Source organism: Chryseobacterium sp. CS3K3.1 (assembly GCF_059515165.1).
On the sequence record NZ_JCAKRV010000007.1, the window covers coordinates 93,668 to 110,603 of the forward strand.

17 protein-coding genes are annotated in these 16,936 nt (G+C 37.2%); 13 read left to right on the forward strand and 4 right to left on the reverse strand.

Annotation, left to right across the window (positions count from 1 at the left end; all coding sequences use genetic code 11):
* Positions 1-84: 84 nt before the first annotated feature.
* The 6 genes from AC5YGI_RS08740 to AC5YGI_RS08765 all read left to right on the forward strand — a co-directional run bounded on the left by AC5YGI_RS08740 (position 85) and on the right by AC5YGI_RS08765 (position 7,580).
* A complete protein-coding gene (locus AC5YGI_RS08740) occupies positions 85-1,026 on the forward strand; it encodes a redoxin domain-containing protein (RefSeq protein ID WP_496168005.1) in 942 nt (313 codons plus the stop codon).
* 334 nt (positions 1,027-1,360) lie between these two features.
* Entirely contained in the window at positions 1,361-3,430 is a 2,070-nt protein-coding gene (locus tag AC5YGI_RS08745; RefSeq protein ID WP_496168007.1) for a protein-disulfide reductase DsbD family protein, read from the forward strand.
* Positions 3,431-3,565: 135 nt separating this feature from the next.
* Positions 3,566-5,101: a T9SS type A sorting domain-containing protein gene (locus tag AC5YGI_RS08750; RefSeq protein ID WP_496168009.1), complete on the forward strand. Its 1,536-nt coding sequence runs from the start codon at positions 3,566-3,568 to the stop codon at positions 5,099-5,101.
* A gap of 183 nt (positions 5,102-5,284) precedes the next feature.
* A complete protein-coding gene (locus AC5YGI_RS08755; protein ID WP_454511211.1) occupies positions 5,285-5,812 on the forward strand; it encodes a biopolymer transporter ExbD in 528 nt (175 codons plus the stop codon).
* A gap of 108 nt (positions 5,813-5,920) precedes the next feature.
* Positions 5,921-6,703, forward strand: coding sequence for an alpha/beta fold hydrolase (locus tag AC5YGI_RS08760; RefSeq protein WP_496168010.1), 783 nt, complete (start codon positions 5,921-5,923; stop codon positions 6,701-6,703).
* A 70-nt stretch (positions 6,704-6,773) separates the two neighbouring features.
* The gene (locus AC5YGI_RS08765) at positions 6,774-7,580 is read left to right on the forward strand and encodes a patatin-like phospholipase family protein (RefSeq protein ID WP_496168011.1); all 807 of its coding nucleotides are present in this window, start codon (positions 6,774-6,776) and stop codon (positions 7,578-7,580) included.
* Positions 7,581-7,614: 34 nt separating this feature from the next.
* On the opposite strand, the gene AC5YGI_RS08770 is transcribed toward AC5YGI_RS08765, so the two are convergent.
* A complete protein-coding gene (locus AC5YGI_RS08770) occupies positions 7,615-8,619 on the reverse strand; it encodes a DHH family phosphoesterase (protein WP_496168012.1) in 1,005 nt (334 codons plus the stop codon).
* 236 nt (positions 8,620-8,855) lie between these two features.
* Between AC5YGI_RS08770 and rpmH the strand changes: the two genes are divergently transcribed.
* Both rpmH and AC5YGI_RS08780 read left to right on the forward strand, forming a co-directional pair.
* Positions 8,856-9,014, forward strand: a complete 159-nt coding sequence (gene rpmH / locus AC5YGI_RS08775) for a 50S ribosomal protein L34 (RefSeq protein ID WP_002976260.1) — start codon at positions 8,856-8,858, stop codon at positions 9,012-9,014.
* Between the two features lie 153 nt (positions 9,015-9,167).
* A complete protein-coding gene (locus tag AC5YGI_RS08780; protein ID WP_330743912.1) occupies positions 9,168-9,878 on the forward strand; it encodes a cell division ATP-binding protein FtsE in 711 nt (236 codons plus the stop codon).
* Positions 9,879-9,936: 58 nt separating this feature from the next.
* Here AC5YGI_RS08780 and AC5YGI_RS08785 read toward each other — a convergent pair whose 3' ends face one another.
* Genes AC5YGI_RS08785 through AC5YGI_RS08795 form a run of 3 tightly spaced genes read right to left on the reverse strand, consistent with a single transcriptional unit; the run spans position 9,937 to position 12,669 of the window.
* Positions 9,937-10,629: a tRNA1(Val) (adenine(37)-N6)-methyltransferase gene (locus AC5YGI_RS08785; protein WP_496168013.1), complete on the reverse strand. Its 693-nt coding sequence runs from the start codon at positions 10,627-10,629 to the stop codon at positions 9,937-9,939.
* On the reverse strand, positions 10,629-12,083 hold the full coding sequence (locus AC5YGI_RS08790; protein ID WP_227943343.1) for a sensor histidine kinase: 1,455 nt from the start codon (positions 12,081-12,083) through the stop codon (positions 10,629-10,631). Before AC5YGI_RS08790 ends, AC5YGI_RS08785 begins: the two co-directional genes overlap by 1 nt.
* A 1-nt stretch (position 12,084) precedes the next feature.
* On the reverse strand, positions 12,085-12,669 hold the full coding sequence (locus tag AC5YGI_RS08795; RefSeq protein ID WP_110011459.1) for a riboflavin synthase: 585 nt from the start codon (positions 12,667-12,669) through the stop codon (positions 12,085-12,087).
* A gap of 48 nt (positions 12,670-12,717) precedes the next feature.
* Between AC5YGI_RS08795 and pdxA the strand changes: the two genes are divergently transcribed.
* From pdxA to accC, 5 genes are all read left to right on the forward strand, one after another.
* On the forward strand, positions 12,718-13,809 hold the full coding sequence (pdxA, locus tag AC5YGI_RS08800) for a 4-hydroxythreonine-4-phosphate dehydrogenase PdxA (protein WP_496168015.1): 1,092 nt from the start codon (positions 12,718-12,720) through the stop codon (positions 13,807-13,809).
* An 84-nt stretch (positions 13,810-13,893) separates the two neighbouring features.
* A complete protein-coding gene (locus tag AC5YGI_RS08805; RefSeq protein ID WP_110011461.1) occupies positions 13,894-14,424 on the forward strand; it encodes a YceD family protein in 531 nt (176 codons plus the stop codon).
* Positions 14,425-14,491: 67 nt separating this feature from the next.
* Positions 14,492-14,695, forward strand: a complete 204-nt coding sequence (gene rpmF, locus AC5YGI_RS08810; RefSeq protein WP_002976251.1) for a 50S ribosomal protein L32 — start codon at positions 14,492-14,494, stop codon at positions 14,693-14,695.
* Positions 14,696-14,822: 127 nt separating this feature from the next.
* On the forward strand, positions 14,823-15,305 hold the full coding sequence (gene accB, locus AC5YGI_RS08815; RefSeq protein WP_047385964.1) for an acetyl-CoA carboxylase biotin carboxyl carrier protein: 483 nt from the start codon (positions 14,823-14,825) through the stop codon (positions 15,303-15,305).
* Positions 15,306-15,389: 84 nt separating this feature from the next.
* The gene (gene accC / locus AC5YGI_RS08820) at positions 15,390-16,745 is read left to right on the forward strand and encodes an acetyl-CoA carboxylase biotin carboxylase subunit (protein ID WP_110011462.1); all 1,356 of its coding nucleotides are present in this window, start codon (positions 15,390-15,392) and stop codon (positions 16,743-16,745) included.
* The last annotated feature ends 191 nt before the right edge of the window (positions 16,746-16,936 follow it).

Sequence of the window (16,936 nt, forward strand, 5' to 3'; positions counted from 1 at the left end):
AAAAAAATAATTTAATCTGTGGGTGATTTTTTCATGAATCAGGGAACCTAATAAGAAAAGAAATATATGTTCAAAAAAATCATTTTGAGTTTTCTTATAGCAATAGGAATTTCATTACATGCACAAAGCACAGGCATCAGTTTTCAAAAAATTGATTTGGAAGCCGCGAAAAAAATCGCAGCAAAAGAGAATAAACTGATCTTCATTGATCTGTTCACTACCTGGTGTGGTCCATGCAAGCTCATGGCAAAAAACACTTTCACAGATTCCAGAGTCGGAGAAATGTTCAACAAAAATTTTGTAAACCTTGCCATAGACGCGGAAAAAGAAGGTTTAAGCCTGGCCAAAGAATTTAAAGTAGTCAACTACCCTTCTTTTCTATTCCTGGATCCGAAAGGAAAACTGGTTCAATATGATTTCGGCTATTATAATTCTGAACAGTTTTTAGGCGTAGGAGCAGCTGTTATTGAAAAAAAAATGCCTCAGTCCGGTAAAACTTTAGATCAGGTAAAAGGAAAAATGATTGGAGATAAGATAGGCAATTTCAGTGCGAAAGATCATTTGGGAAATACATTTTCTTCATCAGAAGAAAACAAAAAACTGGTGGTTGTTTTTATTCGCGGACAATGGTGCCCTTATTGTAACAAATATATTGAAACATTACAGAATCTGGCTCCTGAGCTGAAGTCGAAAAATGCAAAACTCGTTATTATTTCTCCTGAAAAACCGGAATTTATCGAAAAGACAATCAGTAAAACAAAGACCGATTATACCGTTTTATATGATGAAGGCTATAAAATAGCAGAAGCATTTGACGTCCTTTATACTCCTGACAGTGAAACTCTTAATTTATATAATTCAAAATTAAAGGAGGATTTTGCTGACAGCAGATCAGATCATTCCGGAAGACTTCCTGTATCGGCAACCTTCATCCTTAATGAGGGGAAAGAAATTACATGGAGACATTTTGATACAGACTATAAAAAGAGAGCATCCGTAGAAGATATTGTAAAAAACCTGAATTGATTGATCCAAAACTTTTATCATGACAAACGATCATCATCATAATACCACGTTGGAAAAATTGACAAAATCAATAATCACTTTTAAATGATGAAATAAGTGATAGCGCTATGGTGATAAAGGCAGAAGACGAAATATTTTTAGGCATCAGGCTCAAAAAAAGAAAGTTTCTAAATTTTTTAGGGACGAAAAATTATCTATTTTAGCGAGGCAAAAAATCCGGACACGCACTCATCAGGAAAAATACTGTATTTGACAGCTATCCTTCAGGGAAAACAGAAGATATGCAAAGAATGAGAAAACGAAATGGAGTCTCAAAACTTTAATGAAATGAACAATGAAATTTAGAAACTGGTTTTTATTAATTCTACTATTTTTAGCGACAGGAATTAATGCGCAGATAAAAAATCCTGTAAAGTTTAAATTCACCATCAACGATCTGGGAAACAATCAATATGAAGCGGTATTGAATGCTACCATGGAAAGCGGATGGCATATTTACTCTAAAGATTTACCGGAAGATACCGGAATTCCAACGGAGTATAAAGTGACAGGAAAGAATATTGAGTTGATTGGAAAATTTACCGAAGTCGGGAAAAAACATGAAGAATTTTCTGAAGCATTCGGAGGTACTATTGTTTTTTATTCCAATTCTGCCGGATTTAAGCAGAAATTTAAATTAAAAGATCCGGCAAAACCTGCAGATGTCACTTCTGAGATTACGTATCAGACCTGTGATGACAGAGTTTGTCTGGCTCCCAATACATTAGAATTCAATCAAAAAGTTACTCCAAAAGGGGCAGCGGAAGAGACTGCAGCCGAGGAAACCGCAGGCCCTGCAAAAGACTCTGTAAAAATAACTGAGACGGTTACTGAAAATCCTGCAAAAACTGAAGCTACGATCACAGAAGCGTCAAAACTGGATCCAAAGCAGCTGAAAATTGAAAGCATTGATTTCAAAAAACCATTGACAGATTGTGGTACAGCGTCTACCAAAGTGGATGAAAATTACTGGACGTATCTATTCCTTGGATTTATCGGAGGATTAATCGCTTTGCTTACGCCATGCGTGTTCCCGATGATTCCACTGACGGTTTCTTTCTTTACCAAAGGAAGTAAAAACAAAGCCAAAGGAAAAAGAGACGCTCTTATTTATGGGTTTTTCATTCTTCTGATCTTTGTTTTACTAAGTATTCCTTTCCACATTATTGACGGAATTGCCGGAAATATCTTCAATGAAATTTCCACAAGTGTATGGCTGAATATTGCATTTTTCATCATATTCATCTTCTTTGCCGGAAGTTTCTTCGGGTATTATGATATTACACTGCCAAGTTCTATTGCCAACAAATCTTCCAAAGCGGAAGAAGCAGGAGGAATTATCGGTATTTTCTTCATGGCATTAACGTTGGTGATCGTTTCTTTCTCCTGTACAGGACCTATTTTAGGAAGTTTACTGGGAAGTGCGGTAACAGGTTCATCCAATGTTCCTATGCTGCTGACATTTGCGTTGGCAGGATTCGGGCTGGCATGGGCAATTATTTTTGGACTGCTGGCATTATTCCCGCAGGCATTACAGCGCCTTCCGAAATCCGGAGGATGGATGAATACGGTAAAAGTAGTTTTAGGATTCGTAGAGCTGGCATTGGCATTGAAATTCTTATCTAAAGCAGATCTTGTTTCCAAAACATTCTTCTTAAAAAGAGAGCTATTCATTGCCATCTGGATTATTATCGCCTTAGGATTGGCTTTATACTTATTAGGATTCATCAGATTCCCGCATGATGATAAAAAGCCTAAAATCTCCATAACAAGGAAGATATTGGGGGTATTGGGAATTGGGTTTGTGATTTACCTGGTTCAGGGGTTAATCCCGTCTGACCGTCCTAAACTTCAGTTATTAAGCGGAATCTTACCTCCGCTGAATGTGAGCTATTTCCATGATGAAAAAGACGGCATTTTAGGAATGCATCCGGAGCACGACTTCTTCAAAGCTGTGGAACTGGCCAAAAAAGAGGATAAACCCATCCTGATCGACTTTACAGGATACGGTTGTGAAAACTGTAGAAAAATGGAGGAATTTGTATGGAGCGAACCGGATATCTTACCAATTCTTCAGAACGATGTAGTACTGGCTTCTCTCTATGTAGACGACAAAGAAGAACTTCCTGAGGATCAGAAAACCAAAATTGACCTGGGAGACGGACAGATCAAAAAGGTAAAAACAATCGGGGACAGATGGAGTTTATTCCAACAGGTGAACTTCAATAATAACTCTCAGCCTCACTATGTTTTAATTACTCCGGACGGTAAAGTAATCAACACGCCTGTTTCAGGATATATGCCTAAAGAGGATTTCAAAAAATTCCTTGAATGCGGAGTAAATTTCTATAAAAAGAATAAATAAATTATTTACATATCATTTAAAAACTCACACTTTATCGTGTGAGTTTTTTGTTTTAAAGAATTAAATAAACAATAAAACACCAAATGTAGGCTAAAATTAATTATATTTGAATAACTATCACCAATTCAAATACATATGAGATATTTAACATCTACTTTTTTATTTCTTATCTATTCCATATTAGCAGCCCAGTCTGCCCCTTCCATAGAATGGCAAAAAGCATTGGGAGGCACCCATGGTGAATCTGCCAATGCCGTTCAGCAAACCTCAGACGGAGGATACATTGTAGCCGGACATTCTATGTCCAATGATGGAGATGTCACCGGGAATCACGGAGGAGGAGATTACTGGATCGTAAAATTAAACCCTGCGGGAGGCATACAATGGCAAAAAACGTTAGGAGGAAGTAATGTTGATGATGCACAATCCATCCGTCAAACTACCGATGGAGGATATATTATTGCCGGATCATCCAATTCCGGTGACGGAGATATCAGCGGAAATCATGGAAATTATGATTACTGGATTGTAAAACTTGATTCCAACGGGAATATGCAATGGCAGAAATCGCTGGGTGGAAGCAGTGTGGATATGGCACAATCTATTCAGCAGACTTCTGAAGGAGGATATATTGTAGCCGGATCTTCAAGTTCCAATGACGGAGATGTGAGCGGAAATCATGGAGGAGGAGACTATTGGATCGTAAAATTAGATATTAACGGAAATATACAATGGCAAAAATCGCTGGGTGGAAGCAGCAGTGAACAGGTCAATTCTGTGCAGCAAACTTTTGATGGCGGCTATATTATTGCAGGAACCACCGTGTCTACAGATGGCGATATTACTGTAAGCTACGGGAACAATGACTTTTGGGTAGTAAAACTCGATTCCGGCGGAAATATGCAATGGCAAAAAACGTTGGGCAATATTGGTGATAACATAGGATATTATGCGCAACAGACTTTTGATGGCGGCTATATTGCCGTGGGCACTTCTTTTAATCCTTCAAATCTTGAAAGCGGACTTCCGGATTATTGGGTTATCAAACTAAGCAATAACGGAACCATCGAGTGGGATAAATATTTTGGAGGAAGTTTTCATGACAACGCCATAACTATTCGTCAGACTCCCGAATGGGATTATATTGTTGCAGGCTGGACAGCTTCCAACAACGGACAGGTAACCAATCACCACGGTGATCTGGATTACTGGATCATAAAACTGGACAGCAGCGGAAATCTGAAGTGGGAGAAAACCCTGGGAGGCCCCAATTTCGATTACTTAACTGCTCTTGAACTGACCGCTGATAACGGGTATATTGTTTCAGGAAGTACAGGATCTACAAGTGGAGACGTTACCGGACATCATGGTATGATCGATGCCTGGGTAGTTAAATTAAGTCCGGAACAACTTGGCATTCCGGAAAATCTACAGAGGCATAAACCCAACCTCTACCCTAACCCTGCAAAAGACTTTTTCTATTTAGATCATCTGCCCCGGGAAAGTACTATTAGCATTACTGATATGTCCGGAAGAAAACTTTTCTCTCAAAAATATAACGAAGAAAAAATTAAAATCAGCACATCTGCATTCACGGAAGGAGTTTATATGGTACAGGTAAAAAACAGAGAAGAAATTATTCTTACAAAGAAAATAACAATCACCCGGTAACCCCCTTGAAAATATCATAATTACCCTTTCCCTTCAGGAAAAGTATTAAAAAACAGAAATATGTAAAATTCATACGATAATAATCAATAGATTCATGAATCTATAAAGTTTTTAATAATCAAGGCATATGTTTTGTAGGAATTCTTCAAAAAAAATATAGTCTAACATTTAAAAACTTTAATCATGGCAGAAGTAATTGCACAAGAAAAACAAGGCGGAAAGCAAAAGAAAAAAATGATCCGCGTGGACATGACTCCTATGGTAGATCTGGGATTCCTACTCATCACTTTCTTCATGTTCACCACCAATTTTACAAAACCGAATGTGATGGACCTGGGACTACCCGCAAAAGACCATAATCCTAATCCAATCCCAACTGATCCTGTAATCGGAGATCAAAACCAGATTACCTTTATTCTTGGAAAAGACAACCGCGTATTTTATCATCAGAGCAATCAGAAAGATCTGAATACAGGAAACCTGAAAGAAACAGATTTCAGTGGAATAAAAATTTCAAAGATCATTGCTGAAGCCTATAAGAAAGCTCCGGCACCCGATATATTCACTGTTATTGTAAAGCCAACGGATGAAGCCAATTACAAGAATTTTGTAGATATGCTGGACAATCTTGCTATTTCCAAAAAGGAAAGATATGGGGTTACAGATATCAAGCCCTGGGAAACAAAGGTTTACAAGGAATTAACTCAATAAAAGACAAGGGCATTTTTTAAATGCTCTTTTTTTTGACTAAATTTGAAAGGAGAAACGGATCTGCAGATAACCTGCTGTATTATTTTTAACCTTCTAAATTTTGGAATCATGCTGAACTTTGAAAGAAAAGGAAACGGAAAAGAAACGTTGGTACTTCTTCACGGATTTATGGAAAACATATCCATCTGGAGTGATATGGAACATCACCTTTCCAAAGATTTTTCACTGCTCAGAATTGACCTTCCCGGCCATGGACAGTCTGAAATTCTGGCTGAAGTTCACACCATGGAACTGATGGCTGAAGAAGTAAAAAAAGTATTGGATGATCAGCATTTAGAAAAAATACATCTTCTGGGACATTCCATGGGAGGATATACTTCACTTGCTTTTGCAGAGAAATATCCTAATTCTTTAAAAAGCCTTACTTTATTTTTCTCTACGTATTTTCCGGATGATGAAGAGAAAAAACAACAGCGAATCAAAAGCTACAGAATCATCAGGGATGCTTTCGCACACTATGCAAGAGCCGGAGTTCCCAATTTATTCAATCCAAATGAAAGGGATATCCTGGAAGGTAAAATTGAAATAGCTCTTGAAACAGCCCTTTCCACCAACAATCTGGGAGCACTTGCCTGTGTAAAAGGTATGGTGGAAAGAACCGACAAAAAACATGTCCTTGAAAACCTGGAAGCTAAAATCTTAGTACTGGCGGGTAAACATGACAATGCTGTAAAAACAGATATGATGATCAAACATCTTCCGGACAGGACCAATATCAAATCTTATATTCTTGACTGCGGACACAACGGGCATTGGGAAAAACCTGGCATCTGTGCAGAAATTATCAATACAGAACTTCTTCACAATCTTCCTAAAAAACTGGTTTTATAAAACAGGTTAACTGACAATTAAGCTGTGCATAAGAAAAAATCCTGTATATTAGTAGAGGATAATTTGGGTAATGGCTTTATTTTCATTCAAAAAAAAGAAACCACCGGCACCACCGGTTATCGGACTTACACTTTCAGGCGGAGGAATGCGTGGGATTGCCCATATCGCCGTACTGAAAGCTTTGGAAGAATACAATCTGAAACCAAACATTATTTCAGGAACCAGTGCAGGTTCCATAATTGGTGCTTTTTATTCTTTTGGAAAAACGCCGGACGAGATGATGGAAATTGTAAAGCAAACTTCTTTTTTCTCCAGGTCATCTTTAAAATTATCCAAAAACGGAATCTTCAGCTCCAATTTTATTTTGAAACTGTTCAAAGATTATTTCCCGGAAGACAATTTCAGTATTTTAAAAATTCCGATGTATGTAGCCGCAACGGAAATGACTCATGGCATTGTAGATTTCTTTTCTGAAGGAGAGCTTTTTGGGCCATTGCTTGCCTCTTCCAGTGTTCCTTTTATTCTTCCTCCGGTAAGGATCAGTGAGAAAATTTATGTGGATGGCGGCGTTCTGGATAATCTTCCCATTGAGCCTATTATGGATAAATGTAATTTTCTGATTGCTTCACATGTCAATTCCATCAGCTATGATGAATTAAGCAAAATGAGTCTGATGAAGGAATTTGACAGAATCCTTCACTTAGCCATTGCCAAGTCGGTGTATTCTAAGGCAAAATACTGTAATATATTTTTAGATCCGCCCAAAATGACCAAATACAGTCTCTTCAACAAAAGATATATGGATGAAATGTTTCAGCAGGTATACGATTACACCTGTCAGGAACTGGAAGAAAAAGGATATCGTAAAAATGTCTGATTATTCCGGAAGAATTTACAGCCCTTTCACATTCCTACAAACCTTCTTCTTTTACTTTCTCTTTAAAATTGGCTATCGTTCCTGCTAAAGAATCTAAAGACTTTCCTCCGGCTGCATTAATGTGACCTCCACCATTGAAATATTTTCTTGAGAATTGATTCACATCCACATCATCTTTGCTTCTGAAAGAAATTTTAACGAAGTCTTCATATAAATCTTCCATAAAGAATGCGGACATTTTTACGCCGGCAATACTTAAACCGTAATTCACAAAACCTTCTGTATCTCCTTTCTGGAAACCAAATTCTTTCAGTTCGTTTCTTGTCAGGCTTAAAACCGCTACGGTTCCGTCATTCACTACTTCTATTCTTCCAAGGACCAAAGCAAGCAAATGCAGACGGGAAACCGTATTGGTATCCCACGTATTGGAAGTAATCATGGCAGGATCTGCACCGTGTTCGATAAGATTAGCAATAATACGGTGGGTAGTAGCACTGGTAGAACGAAAACGGAAACCTCCTGTATCCGTCATAATTCCGGTATAAAGACATTCTGCCATATCCTGGTTCACCAGCTTTTCATCCTCCATTGCTTCAATGAAATGATAAATCATCTGTGAAGTGGCAGGAATGACTGTATCAGAATAAACAAAATCAAATTTTTCCGGCTGCTGGTGATGATCAATAAGAATTTTCTTTCCCGGAGCCTTTACCAGCCAGTCACCCAATAATCCGATTCTTGACGGGGAATTAAAATCCAGGCAGAAAATAACATCTGCTCCCGCAATCATATCCGCTGCAAGCTTTCTTTTATATTCTGCAATAATAACTTTTTTAGATTCCGGCATCCATTTCAGAAATTTCGGAAAATCATTGGGTACGATAACCTCCGCATGAATTCCTTTTGCTTTCAGATAATGTTTTAATCCAAGGCTTGAACCAATAGCATCTCCATCCGGGTTATAATGGGTAAGGATCACTATTCTGCTATCCTGGGTAAGTAATGTATTGATATCTAAAAGTTCTGCTGGTGTAAACATCCGGTGTTTATTTTTCGTTAAAATTAAAGTTTTCAAAGATAGAGCTTTTATATAAATCATTTAAATATTATTTTTGTACCGGAAAAATGGTTTTGTGATGAGGGTTTGTTAATACCCGACCAAAAAACATTACATTTAATTTTAAAAAAAGATAATTAAAGTTTGTAACTTATAAAAATTTATATATCTTTGCAACCTGAAAATTAATAGATTAATTACGATTTAAACATATAGTAATGAGTAAAAGAACATTCCAGCCATCAGAAAGAAAGAGAAGAAACAAACACGGTTTCAGAGAAAGAATGTCTACGCCAAATGGAAGAAGAGTTTTGGCTGCGAGAAGAGCTAAAGGCAGAAAGAGATTAACTGTAAGTGCTGCACGCGCTAAGAGATAATTTCTAATTATCATATACAAAACATGCTTGAGAAGATCCTTTTCAGGCATTTTTTGTTGTTAAAATTTACTAAAATTTAGGCCACATCAACATCTTTTTTCTATTTTTAGAAGTTGAAATATTTTTATAAGAAACAGCCTTTAAAATTAAATTATGCCACATACCAATATCGCCGGAGACAATATTATAAGTTTGCAACACGCAAAGATTGCGCAAAAAAACTTCACTGTTCTTTCTGATGTAAATCTTAACATTAAAAAAGGTAGATTCTGCTACCTTATCGGAAAAACAGGTTCCGGAAAAAGTTCCCTTCTGAAAACGCTTTACGGACACATTCCATTGGCATCAGGACACGGAGCTGTTGTAGGATTTGATCTGGCAAAACTAAAGCCGTCTGATATCCCTAACTTAAGAAGAAAATTAGGAATTGTATTCCAGGATTTCCAGTTGCTTTCAGACAGAACGGTTGAAAAAAACCTGAAGTTTGTTCTTGAAGCAACAGGATGGAGTGATAAAGTAAAAATGGAAGACCGTATCAACGAGGTGTTGGGAAGCGTGAACATGAAAAGCAAAAAGCACAAAATGCCTCACGAACTTTCCGGAGGAGAACAGCAGCGTATTGCCATCGCAAGAGCCCTTCTGAACCACCCGGATCTTATCTTAGCGGATGAGCCGACCGGAAACCTTGACCCTGAGACTTCCAATGAAATTATGACATTATTAAAGCAGGTTGCCCTTGAAAATGGCGCTGCAGTAGTAATGGCAACACACGATTATCATATGATTCAGAACTTCCCTGGTGAAGCCATCAGATGTGAAGACGGAAAAGTTTCTGTATTGGATACTTCAGAATTATTCGAATAAGAATAAAAAAAACAAGAAGGTCAGAAATAACTAACTTCTAATCTAATTTCTAAACTCTTTATTTAAAAACATGAAACTCTTTGGTGAGTTCAAGATATTGGTCCGAGTATTGTCTCGGACTTTTTTCTATCACAAAATCAGATTCGCTGGTTTCTTTTTCTTGTGAGGAAAACTCAAGAATCAATCTTTTTGCCTTTGCATTTTCAATTCCTCTGATATTAATTTTCCTGTTCAGATGCAGGTTATTTTCTTTACCTATTGAAACAAAAGTTCCTCCTGCTTCTACAGGTATGATTACGGAAAAGATCCCGTTGCCTGTAAGCAATTCTGCTACCCTGCTGATTAATTGTCTGAAGTTCAATTCCACAGTCTGGCGCGCAATCTTATCTTTTTCAGATCCTGATTCTTCAAAATACGGAGGATTGGACACAATAAGATCAAAACGATCTACCGTTTCAAAAGTTTTAAAGTCCTGATGACTGTTTTTCAACCTGGCACGAAAAGGAGAATTTTCAAAATTGAGCCGGGTAAGTTTTGTAGCATCCTCATTAATATCCAATCCCAAAAAGCCGGCCTGAAGATTTCTTTGCGCCAGCATAAGAGAAATCAATCCGGTTCCGGTTCCGACTTCCAAAACATGGGAAGCATGTTCAACGTAAGCCAAAGCTCCAAGAAGAACTCCGTCTGTTCCTACCCGAAAGACGTCTTTAGACTGCTGAATTTGAAATTGTTTAAATGTAAAAGGCTTCACTATAAATTAGTAGGCAGTGTAATAATGAATGTAGACCCCTTTCCTACTTCTGATTTCACAGAGATCTCACCTTTATAATCCTCAATCATTTTTCTCACCATAGACAGACCAAGCCCCATTCCACTGCTTTTAGAAGTAAAATTCGGTTCAAAGATTCTTTCGTACATATTTTCAGGAATCCCGACTCCGTTATCCTGAACAGAGATAATGACTCTTCTCTGGTGCTGTTCGACATCTACATTGATGATCAGTTTTCTCTTATCGCTTTCCGCCTGCTTTGCATTTGTAACAAGGTTTGTGATAATTCTGGAAAGATAAATTCTGTCCATATTGATCATAATATTCGTCTTGTTGGCATGCATGAAAATACTGTCATCATTGAATACACGGAGAATATCTTCAACTTCCGTATTCAGATTGATCACTTCATTATTTTTTTCAGGAAGCTTTGCAAATTCCGAGAATGCCGAAGCTACGGTAGCAATCAGATCAATCTGATCCACAATAGTCTTACTCATCTGCTTTACCCTTTCTCTGATATTCGGATCTTCGGGATCAAATTTTCTTTCAAAATTCTGAATCGTCAGCTTCATTGGCGTCAATGGATTTTTCACCTCATGAGCCACCTGCTTGGCCATTTCTCTCCATGCTTCTTCAGATGCTTTGAATCTAAGTCTTTCTTTCTGATCCTGAATCTGTAAAATCATCCTGTTATAAGCCCTTGCCAAAGCATTAAGCTCATCATTCTTATAATATCTGATAGGACGCATTTCGTTTTCAAACAAGGTAATACGGGTAATCATATCAGAGAATTTCGTAATGGTTTTCGCCAGGCTATTAGAAGTCACCCAACTGATCCATATACTGAAAAGAATAAGGAAGATATCTACTAAAAGAATATATTTTACATACTGATGAAGAACTTCAAGGTAAGCAGATTCATTATGGTATAAAGGAATATAAACAATTCCGATAGGCTCAAGCTCATTGTTTTTCAGCAAAAGATAGGAAGAGGTAAGCTTTGCATCCTTAGCTGCATCATAATTCACCATGTCTACTCTTGCGTCAGTAGACAGAATCTTGTTGATGATTTCTATAGGAATTGTTTTCTGCTCAATTAATCCTTCGTCTTTGTTGGAAAGCAAATAGTTTCCTTTCAGATCATAAATAAAAATGTCGTGCTGGTTGATATCCGCTATTTCAAAGATTTTATTCCCCAAAACCTCCGGAAGATCTTTTGTCTCAATAAGTTTCTGGCTTACCGCATAGTCCAGATATCGCATTACAGCATTGGTTTTATCCTGCATATCGATATTACTCTGCTGTAAAGAATGATTTCTCAATACAAAGTAAGGAACAAGTGATGTAGCAACCACACTTAAAAAACATACCAGCAGGAAACCGAAAAACACACGATTCCTTAAGCTATATCCTTTATACTTATTTATTGACATTCTACTTTTTAATTAACCTAGCAATATACTTACCAATGATATCAAATTCCAGGTTTACTTTGTCACCAATTTTCAAATGTTTCATATTCGTAAATTCCCAGGTATAAGGAATAATAGCTACGGAAAACTGATTATCTTCACTTTTAGCAACAGTAAGACTGATTCCGTTTACAGTAATGGATCCCTGAGGTACCGTTACAAAGCTTCCGTCATTATCATACTTCATGGTAATAAAATAGCTTCCGTCTTTATTTTCAATACTCACCACTTCACCGGTTTTATCAACATGTCCCTGAACAATATGACCATCGAGTCTTCCATCCATTTTCATACAGCGTTCAAGGTTGACAACGGTTCCCAATTCCCATTTTCCAAGGTTGGTTTTTTCCAATGTTTCATTGATTGCCGTCACCACATAATGATTGTCTTTTATTTCAACAACTGTAAGACAACAGCCGTTGTGCGCAAGGCTTTGATCAATTTTCAGTTCATTTGTAAAAGGGCAGGTCAGGGTAAAATCTATATTGCTTCCTTTTTCTTCAATCTTCTCAATAACACCAACTGCTTCAATAATTCCTGTGAACATATTATTTTTTGCTAAATTTGTAAATTATAATCTTCAAAGATAATCAAAATGAGCCCAAAAAACCATAAAGTACGAGTAGGAATTTCAATCGGTGATTTCAACGGCATCGGTCCGGAGATCATTATGAAGTCTCTGAAAGACAAAACCATTACAGATTTTTTCACACCTGTAATTTTTGGTTCGGGAAAATTATTCACTTATCAGAAAAATATTTTCAAGCTGAATCTTAATTTCAACTATGTGAATGAACCTTCGCAGGGACAGGCAGGGAAACTCAATATGGTGAACCTTACCAAAGAAAACGTGAATGTAGAACTGGGAGTTCCTACTGAAGAATCTACAAAGATGGCCATTGATTCTCTGGAAGCAGCTACTGAAGCTTTGATGAAAGGAGATATTGACGTTCTGGTAACCGCTCCGATCAACAAGGATGAAATGGTAAAGATGGGTTTCAAACATGCAGGACACACAGGATATTTTGAAGAGAAATTCAATAAAAAAGGATTAATGTTCCTTGTTACCGAAGATCTTAAAGTGGCTGTTTCCACACATCATATCCCAATTGCAAAGGTGGCTGAAAATATTTCCAAGGAAAAAATAAAGAAACAGATCCGAGTTTTAAACCAGACGCTGATAGAAGATTTCTGCATCCAAAAGCCTAAAATTGCGGTGCTGGGATTAAATCCTCACGCAGGAGATGGCGGGGTTATCGGAAATGAAGAAATCGAGATCATCAGCCCAGCTATTAAAGAACTTTCTGACAACGGAATACTGGCATTCGGGCCTTTTCCTGCAGACAGTTTCTTCCAGCCGGGCAAATACAAAAATTTCGATGCTGTTTTAGCGATGTATCATGACCAGGGACTGGCTCCCTTCAAAACATTAGCGTATGAAGAAGGAGTAAATTATACGGCGGGACTTCCTTTCATCAGAACATCTCCGGATCATGGAGTTGCTTATGACATTGCAGGAAAAAATATGGCTGATGAGCAAAGTTTTACAGAAGCAATCTTTACTGCTATTAAGGTTTTCAAAAACAGAAGTGAATACAGCGAACTGATGAGCGACCGCCTGCAGCCTAGAAAAATGGCTGTAGACAACGGAATAGATGAAGATCTACCGGAGGAAACTGAAGCATAAATCTTTAAAACAAATTTTAAATTAATTTGTTTCAGATTTTATTTGTTATTATAAAAAAAATGCATATTTTTGCACACTCATTTTATGGACAAGTTAAGAAACTATGACGTAAGCTTTTCCGGACTTAAAAACGGAAGACACGAGTTCAAGTTTGAGATAGATAAAACGTTCTTTCAATTATTTGACACTGAGCAGGAATTTACAAATCCTAGAATAGAAGTGAATGTATCGCTTGATAAACACACTACTTTTCTAGAATTTGAGATTAAAATTAATGGATTAGTTGAATTGGTTTGTGATATCACCAATGAAAATTTCGACTATCCTATTGAGAATGAAATCAAGATTTTGGTGAATTTCGGGGAAGAATATGATGACAGCAATGAAGATGTGATTACGATTCCTACCGGAGAGCATGCTTTCAATGTAGCACATTTGATTTATGAAAATGTAATGCTTTCTATCCCTATGAAAAAGATTTCACCGAATGTAAGTGATGAAGATCTTAAAATTCTTGACCAGTTCAGTCCTAAAGATATTGAGGTAACTGAAGAAGAAGAACATGAAAGTGACCCGAGATGGGATGCTTTAAGAAAATTAAAAGACAATAATTAAATAGAATAATTTAAATATGATGAGATGATGAATCTCATCGCTCATCAATTAAAAAAGTTATTAGAAAATGGCACATCCAAAGAGAAGACAGTCGTCTACAAGAAGAGATAAGAGAAGAACTCACTACAAAGCTGTAGTTCCTCAATTAGCTAAAGATGCAACAACAGGAGAGCTTCACCTATACCACAGAGCTCACTGGCATGAAGGAAAATTATACTACAGAGGTAAAGTAGTATTGGAAAAAGAAGTAGCTGCTACTGAAGAAAACTAAGAGTCGCTTTTCGCTGAAAAAGCCTCATTTTAATACAAAAACCGCCCAATTTTGATAAAATTTGGCGGTTTTTTGTTGTTTTTTACGTTTTTTTGGTATCTTTGGCATCAAATCAAATATCAAATTTATGGACATTAAAGACATACAAAATCTTATCAAGTTTGTATCTAAGGCTGAAGTTTCAGAAGTGAAGTACAAAACTAAAGATTTCGAAATCACTATTAAAACTCCATTAGCTGGAAGCGATGCTGTTTATGCACAGCCTGCAGTATACCACACTGCACCGCAAGCGGTAGCTGCTCCGGCACCTGTTGCAACTCCGGCTGCTCCTGCTGCTGAAAAAGCTGAAGCTGCATCTGATGACAGCAAATATGTAACAATCAAATCTCCAATGATTGGTACTTTCTATAGAAAACCATCTCCTGATAAAGATGTATTTGTAAATGTAGGTGACGAAGTTTCTGTTGGTAAAGTAGTTTGCGTTATTGAAGCAATGAAGCTATTCAACCAGATTGAATCTGAAATCAGCGGAAAAATTGTTAAAATTTTAGTTGACGACGCTACGCCTGTAGAGTATGACCAACCTTTATTCTTAGTAGATCCATCTTAATTAAAATATTGATTAATGATGATTGATAATTGATGATAAAGTCAATTTCAAATTTCAAATTTTCAAATTTCAAATCGTATTAAGATGTTCAAAAAAATATTAATAGCCAATCGTGGCGAAATTGCAATGCGTATTTTACGTACTTGTAAAGAAATGGGGATCAAAACCGTTGCAGTATACTCTACTGCTGACAAAGACAGTCTTCACGTAAGATTTGCTGATGAAGCAGTATGTATTGGTCCTGCAATGAGTAAAGACTCGTATCTTAAAATCCCTAACATTATTGCGGCAGCGGAAATTACCAATGCTGACGCTATTCACCCAGGTTACGGATTTTTATCTGAAAATGCTAACTTCTCAAGAATCTGCCAGAAGAACGGTATCAAATTTATTGGTGCTTCTCCTGAACAGATTGAAAAAATGGGAGATAAAGCAAACGCTAAGGCTACTATGAAAGCAGCAGGTGTACCTTGTGTACCAGGTTCTGACGGATTGATCGAATCTTATGAACACGCTGTAAAGATAGCTGAAGAAACAGGATATCCGGTAATGATCAAAGCTACCGCAGGTGGTGGTGGAAAAGGAATGAGAGCTGTCTGGAAAGCTGAAGACCTTAAAGATCACTGGGAATCTGCTATTCAGGAAGCTGTAGCTGCCTTTGGAAACGGAGGTATGTATATGGAAAAACTGATTGAAGAGCCAAGACACATCGAAATTCAGGTTGCTGGTGACCAATTCGGAAAAGCGTGCCACCTTTCTGAAAGAGACTGTTCTGTACAGAGAAGAAATCAGAAATTAACTGAAGAAACACCTTCTCCTTTCATGACAGACGAACTTCGTGAGAAAATGGGGGAAGCTGCTGTAAAAGCTGCGGAATTCATTGGATATGAAGGGGTAGGAACAATCGAATTCCTTGTAGACAAGCACAGAAATTTCTATTTCATGGAAATGAATACAAGAATCCAGGTAGAACACCCTATTACTGAACAGGTAATTGACTATGACCTGATCAGAGAACAAATTCTTCTTGCTGCAGGAACTCCTATTTCAGGAATCAACTATTATCCTAAGTTACACTCCATCGAGTGCAGAATCAACGCAGAAGACCCATATGCAGATTTCAGACCGTCTCCGGGGAAAATCACTGGATTAAATATTCCTGGCGGACACGGAATCAGAGTAGACACTCACGTGTATTCCGGATATACAATCCCTTCTAACTACGACTCTATGATTGCTAAGCTTATCACTACGGCTCAGACCCGTGAGGAAGCTATTGCAAAAATGAGACGTGCTCTTGAAGAATTCTATATTGAAGGAGTAAAAACAACTATTCCTTTCCACAGACAGCTGATGGATAATGAAGATTATCTTTCAGGAAACTATACTACAAAATTCATGGAGGATTTTGTAATGGATAGAAAATACGATAATCACTAAGATTATTTTATATACAAATTAAAACTGCCTCAAAAGGGGCAGTTTTTTTATTTAAATCCATCAATGATTCTGCCAGTCGACATGCCATAAAAACCAATAAATCAATCCCTTACTAATCGTTAATAAAAATTAATAAACAATCAGAAAATAAAATTCTGCCGGCTTAAAGATATAATACCTAAAACAAGCAA

Bases quoted from the DNA above. Each gene is read 5' to 3' on its own strand.
- AC5YGI_RS08745 (WP_496168007.1), top strand. From the start codon at position 1,361: ATGAAATTTAGAAACTGGTTTTTATTAATTCTACTATTTTTAGCGACA.
- AC5YGI_RS08750 (WP_496168009.1), top strand. From the start codon at position 3,566: ATGAGATATTTAACATCTACTTTTTTATTTCTTATCTATTCCATATTA.
- AC5YGI_RS08755 (WP_454511211.1), top strand. From the start codon at position 5,285: ATGGCAGAAGTAATTGCACAAGAAAAACAAGGCGGAAAGCAAAAGAAA.
- AC5YGI_RS08760 (WP_496168010.1), top strand. From the start codon at position 5,921: ATGCTGAACTTTGAAAGAAAAGGAAACGGAAAAGAAACGTTGGTACTT.
- AC5YGI_RS08765 (WP_496168011.1), top strand. From the start codon at position 6,774: ATGGCTTTATTTTCATTCAAAAAAAAGAAACCACCGGCACCACCGGTT.
- AC5YGI_RS08770 (WP_496168012.1), bottom strand. From the start codon at position 8,619: ATGTTTACACCAGCAGAACTTTTAGATATCAATACATTACTTACCCAG.
- rpmH (WP_002976260.1), top strand. From the start codon at position 8,856: ATGAGTAAAAGAACATTCCAGCCATCAGAAAGAAAGAGAAGAAACAAA.
- AC5YGI_RS08780 (WP_330743912.1), top strand. From the start codon at position 9,168: ATGCCACATACCAATATCGCCGGAGACAATATTATAAGTTTGCAACAC.
- AC5YGI_RS08790 (WP_227943343.1), bottom strand. From the start codon at position 12,083: ATGTCAATAAATAAGTATAAAGGATATAGCTTAAGGAATCGTGTGTTT.
- AC5YGI_RS08795 (WP_110011459.1), bottom strand. From the start codon at position 12,669: ATGTTCACAGGAATTATTGAAGCAGTTGGTGTTATTGAGAAGATTGAA.
- pdxA (WP_496168015.1), top strand. From the start codon at position 12,718: ATGAGCCCAAAAAACCATAAAGTACGAGTAGGAATTTCAATCGGTGAT.
- AC5YGI_RS08805 (WP_110011461.1), top strand. From the start codon at position 13,894: ATGGACAAGTTAAGAAACTATGACGTAAGCTTTTCCGGACTTAAAAAC.
- rpmF (WP_002976251.1), top strand. From the start codon at position 14,492: ATGGCACATCCAAAGAGAAGACAGTCGTCTACAAGAAGAGATAAGAGA.
- accB (WP_047385964.1), top strand. From the start codon at position 14,823: ATGGACATTAAAGACATACAAAATCTTATCAAGTTTGTATCTAAGGCT.
- accC (WP_110011462.1), top strand. From the start codon at position 15,390: ATGTTCAAAAAAATATTAATAGCCAATCGTGGCGAAATTGCAATGCGT.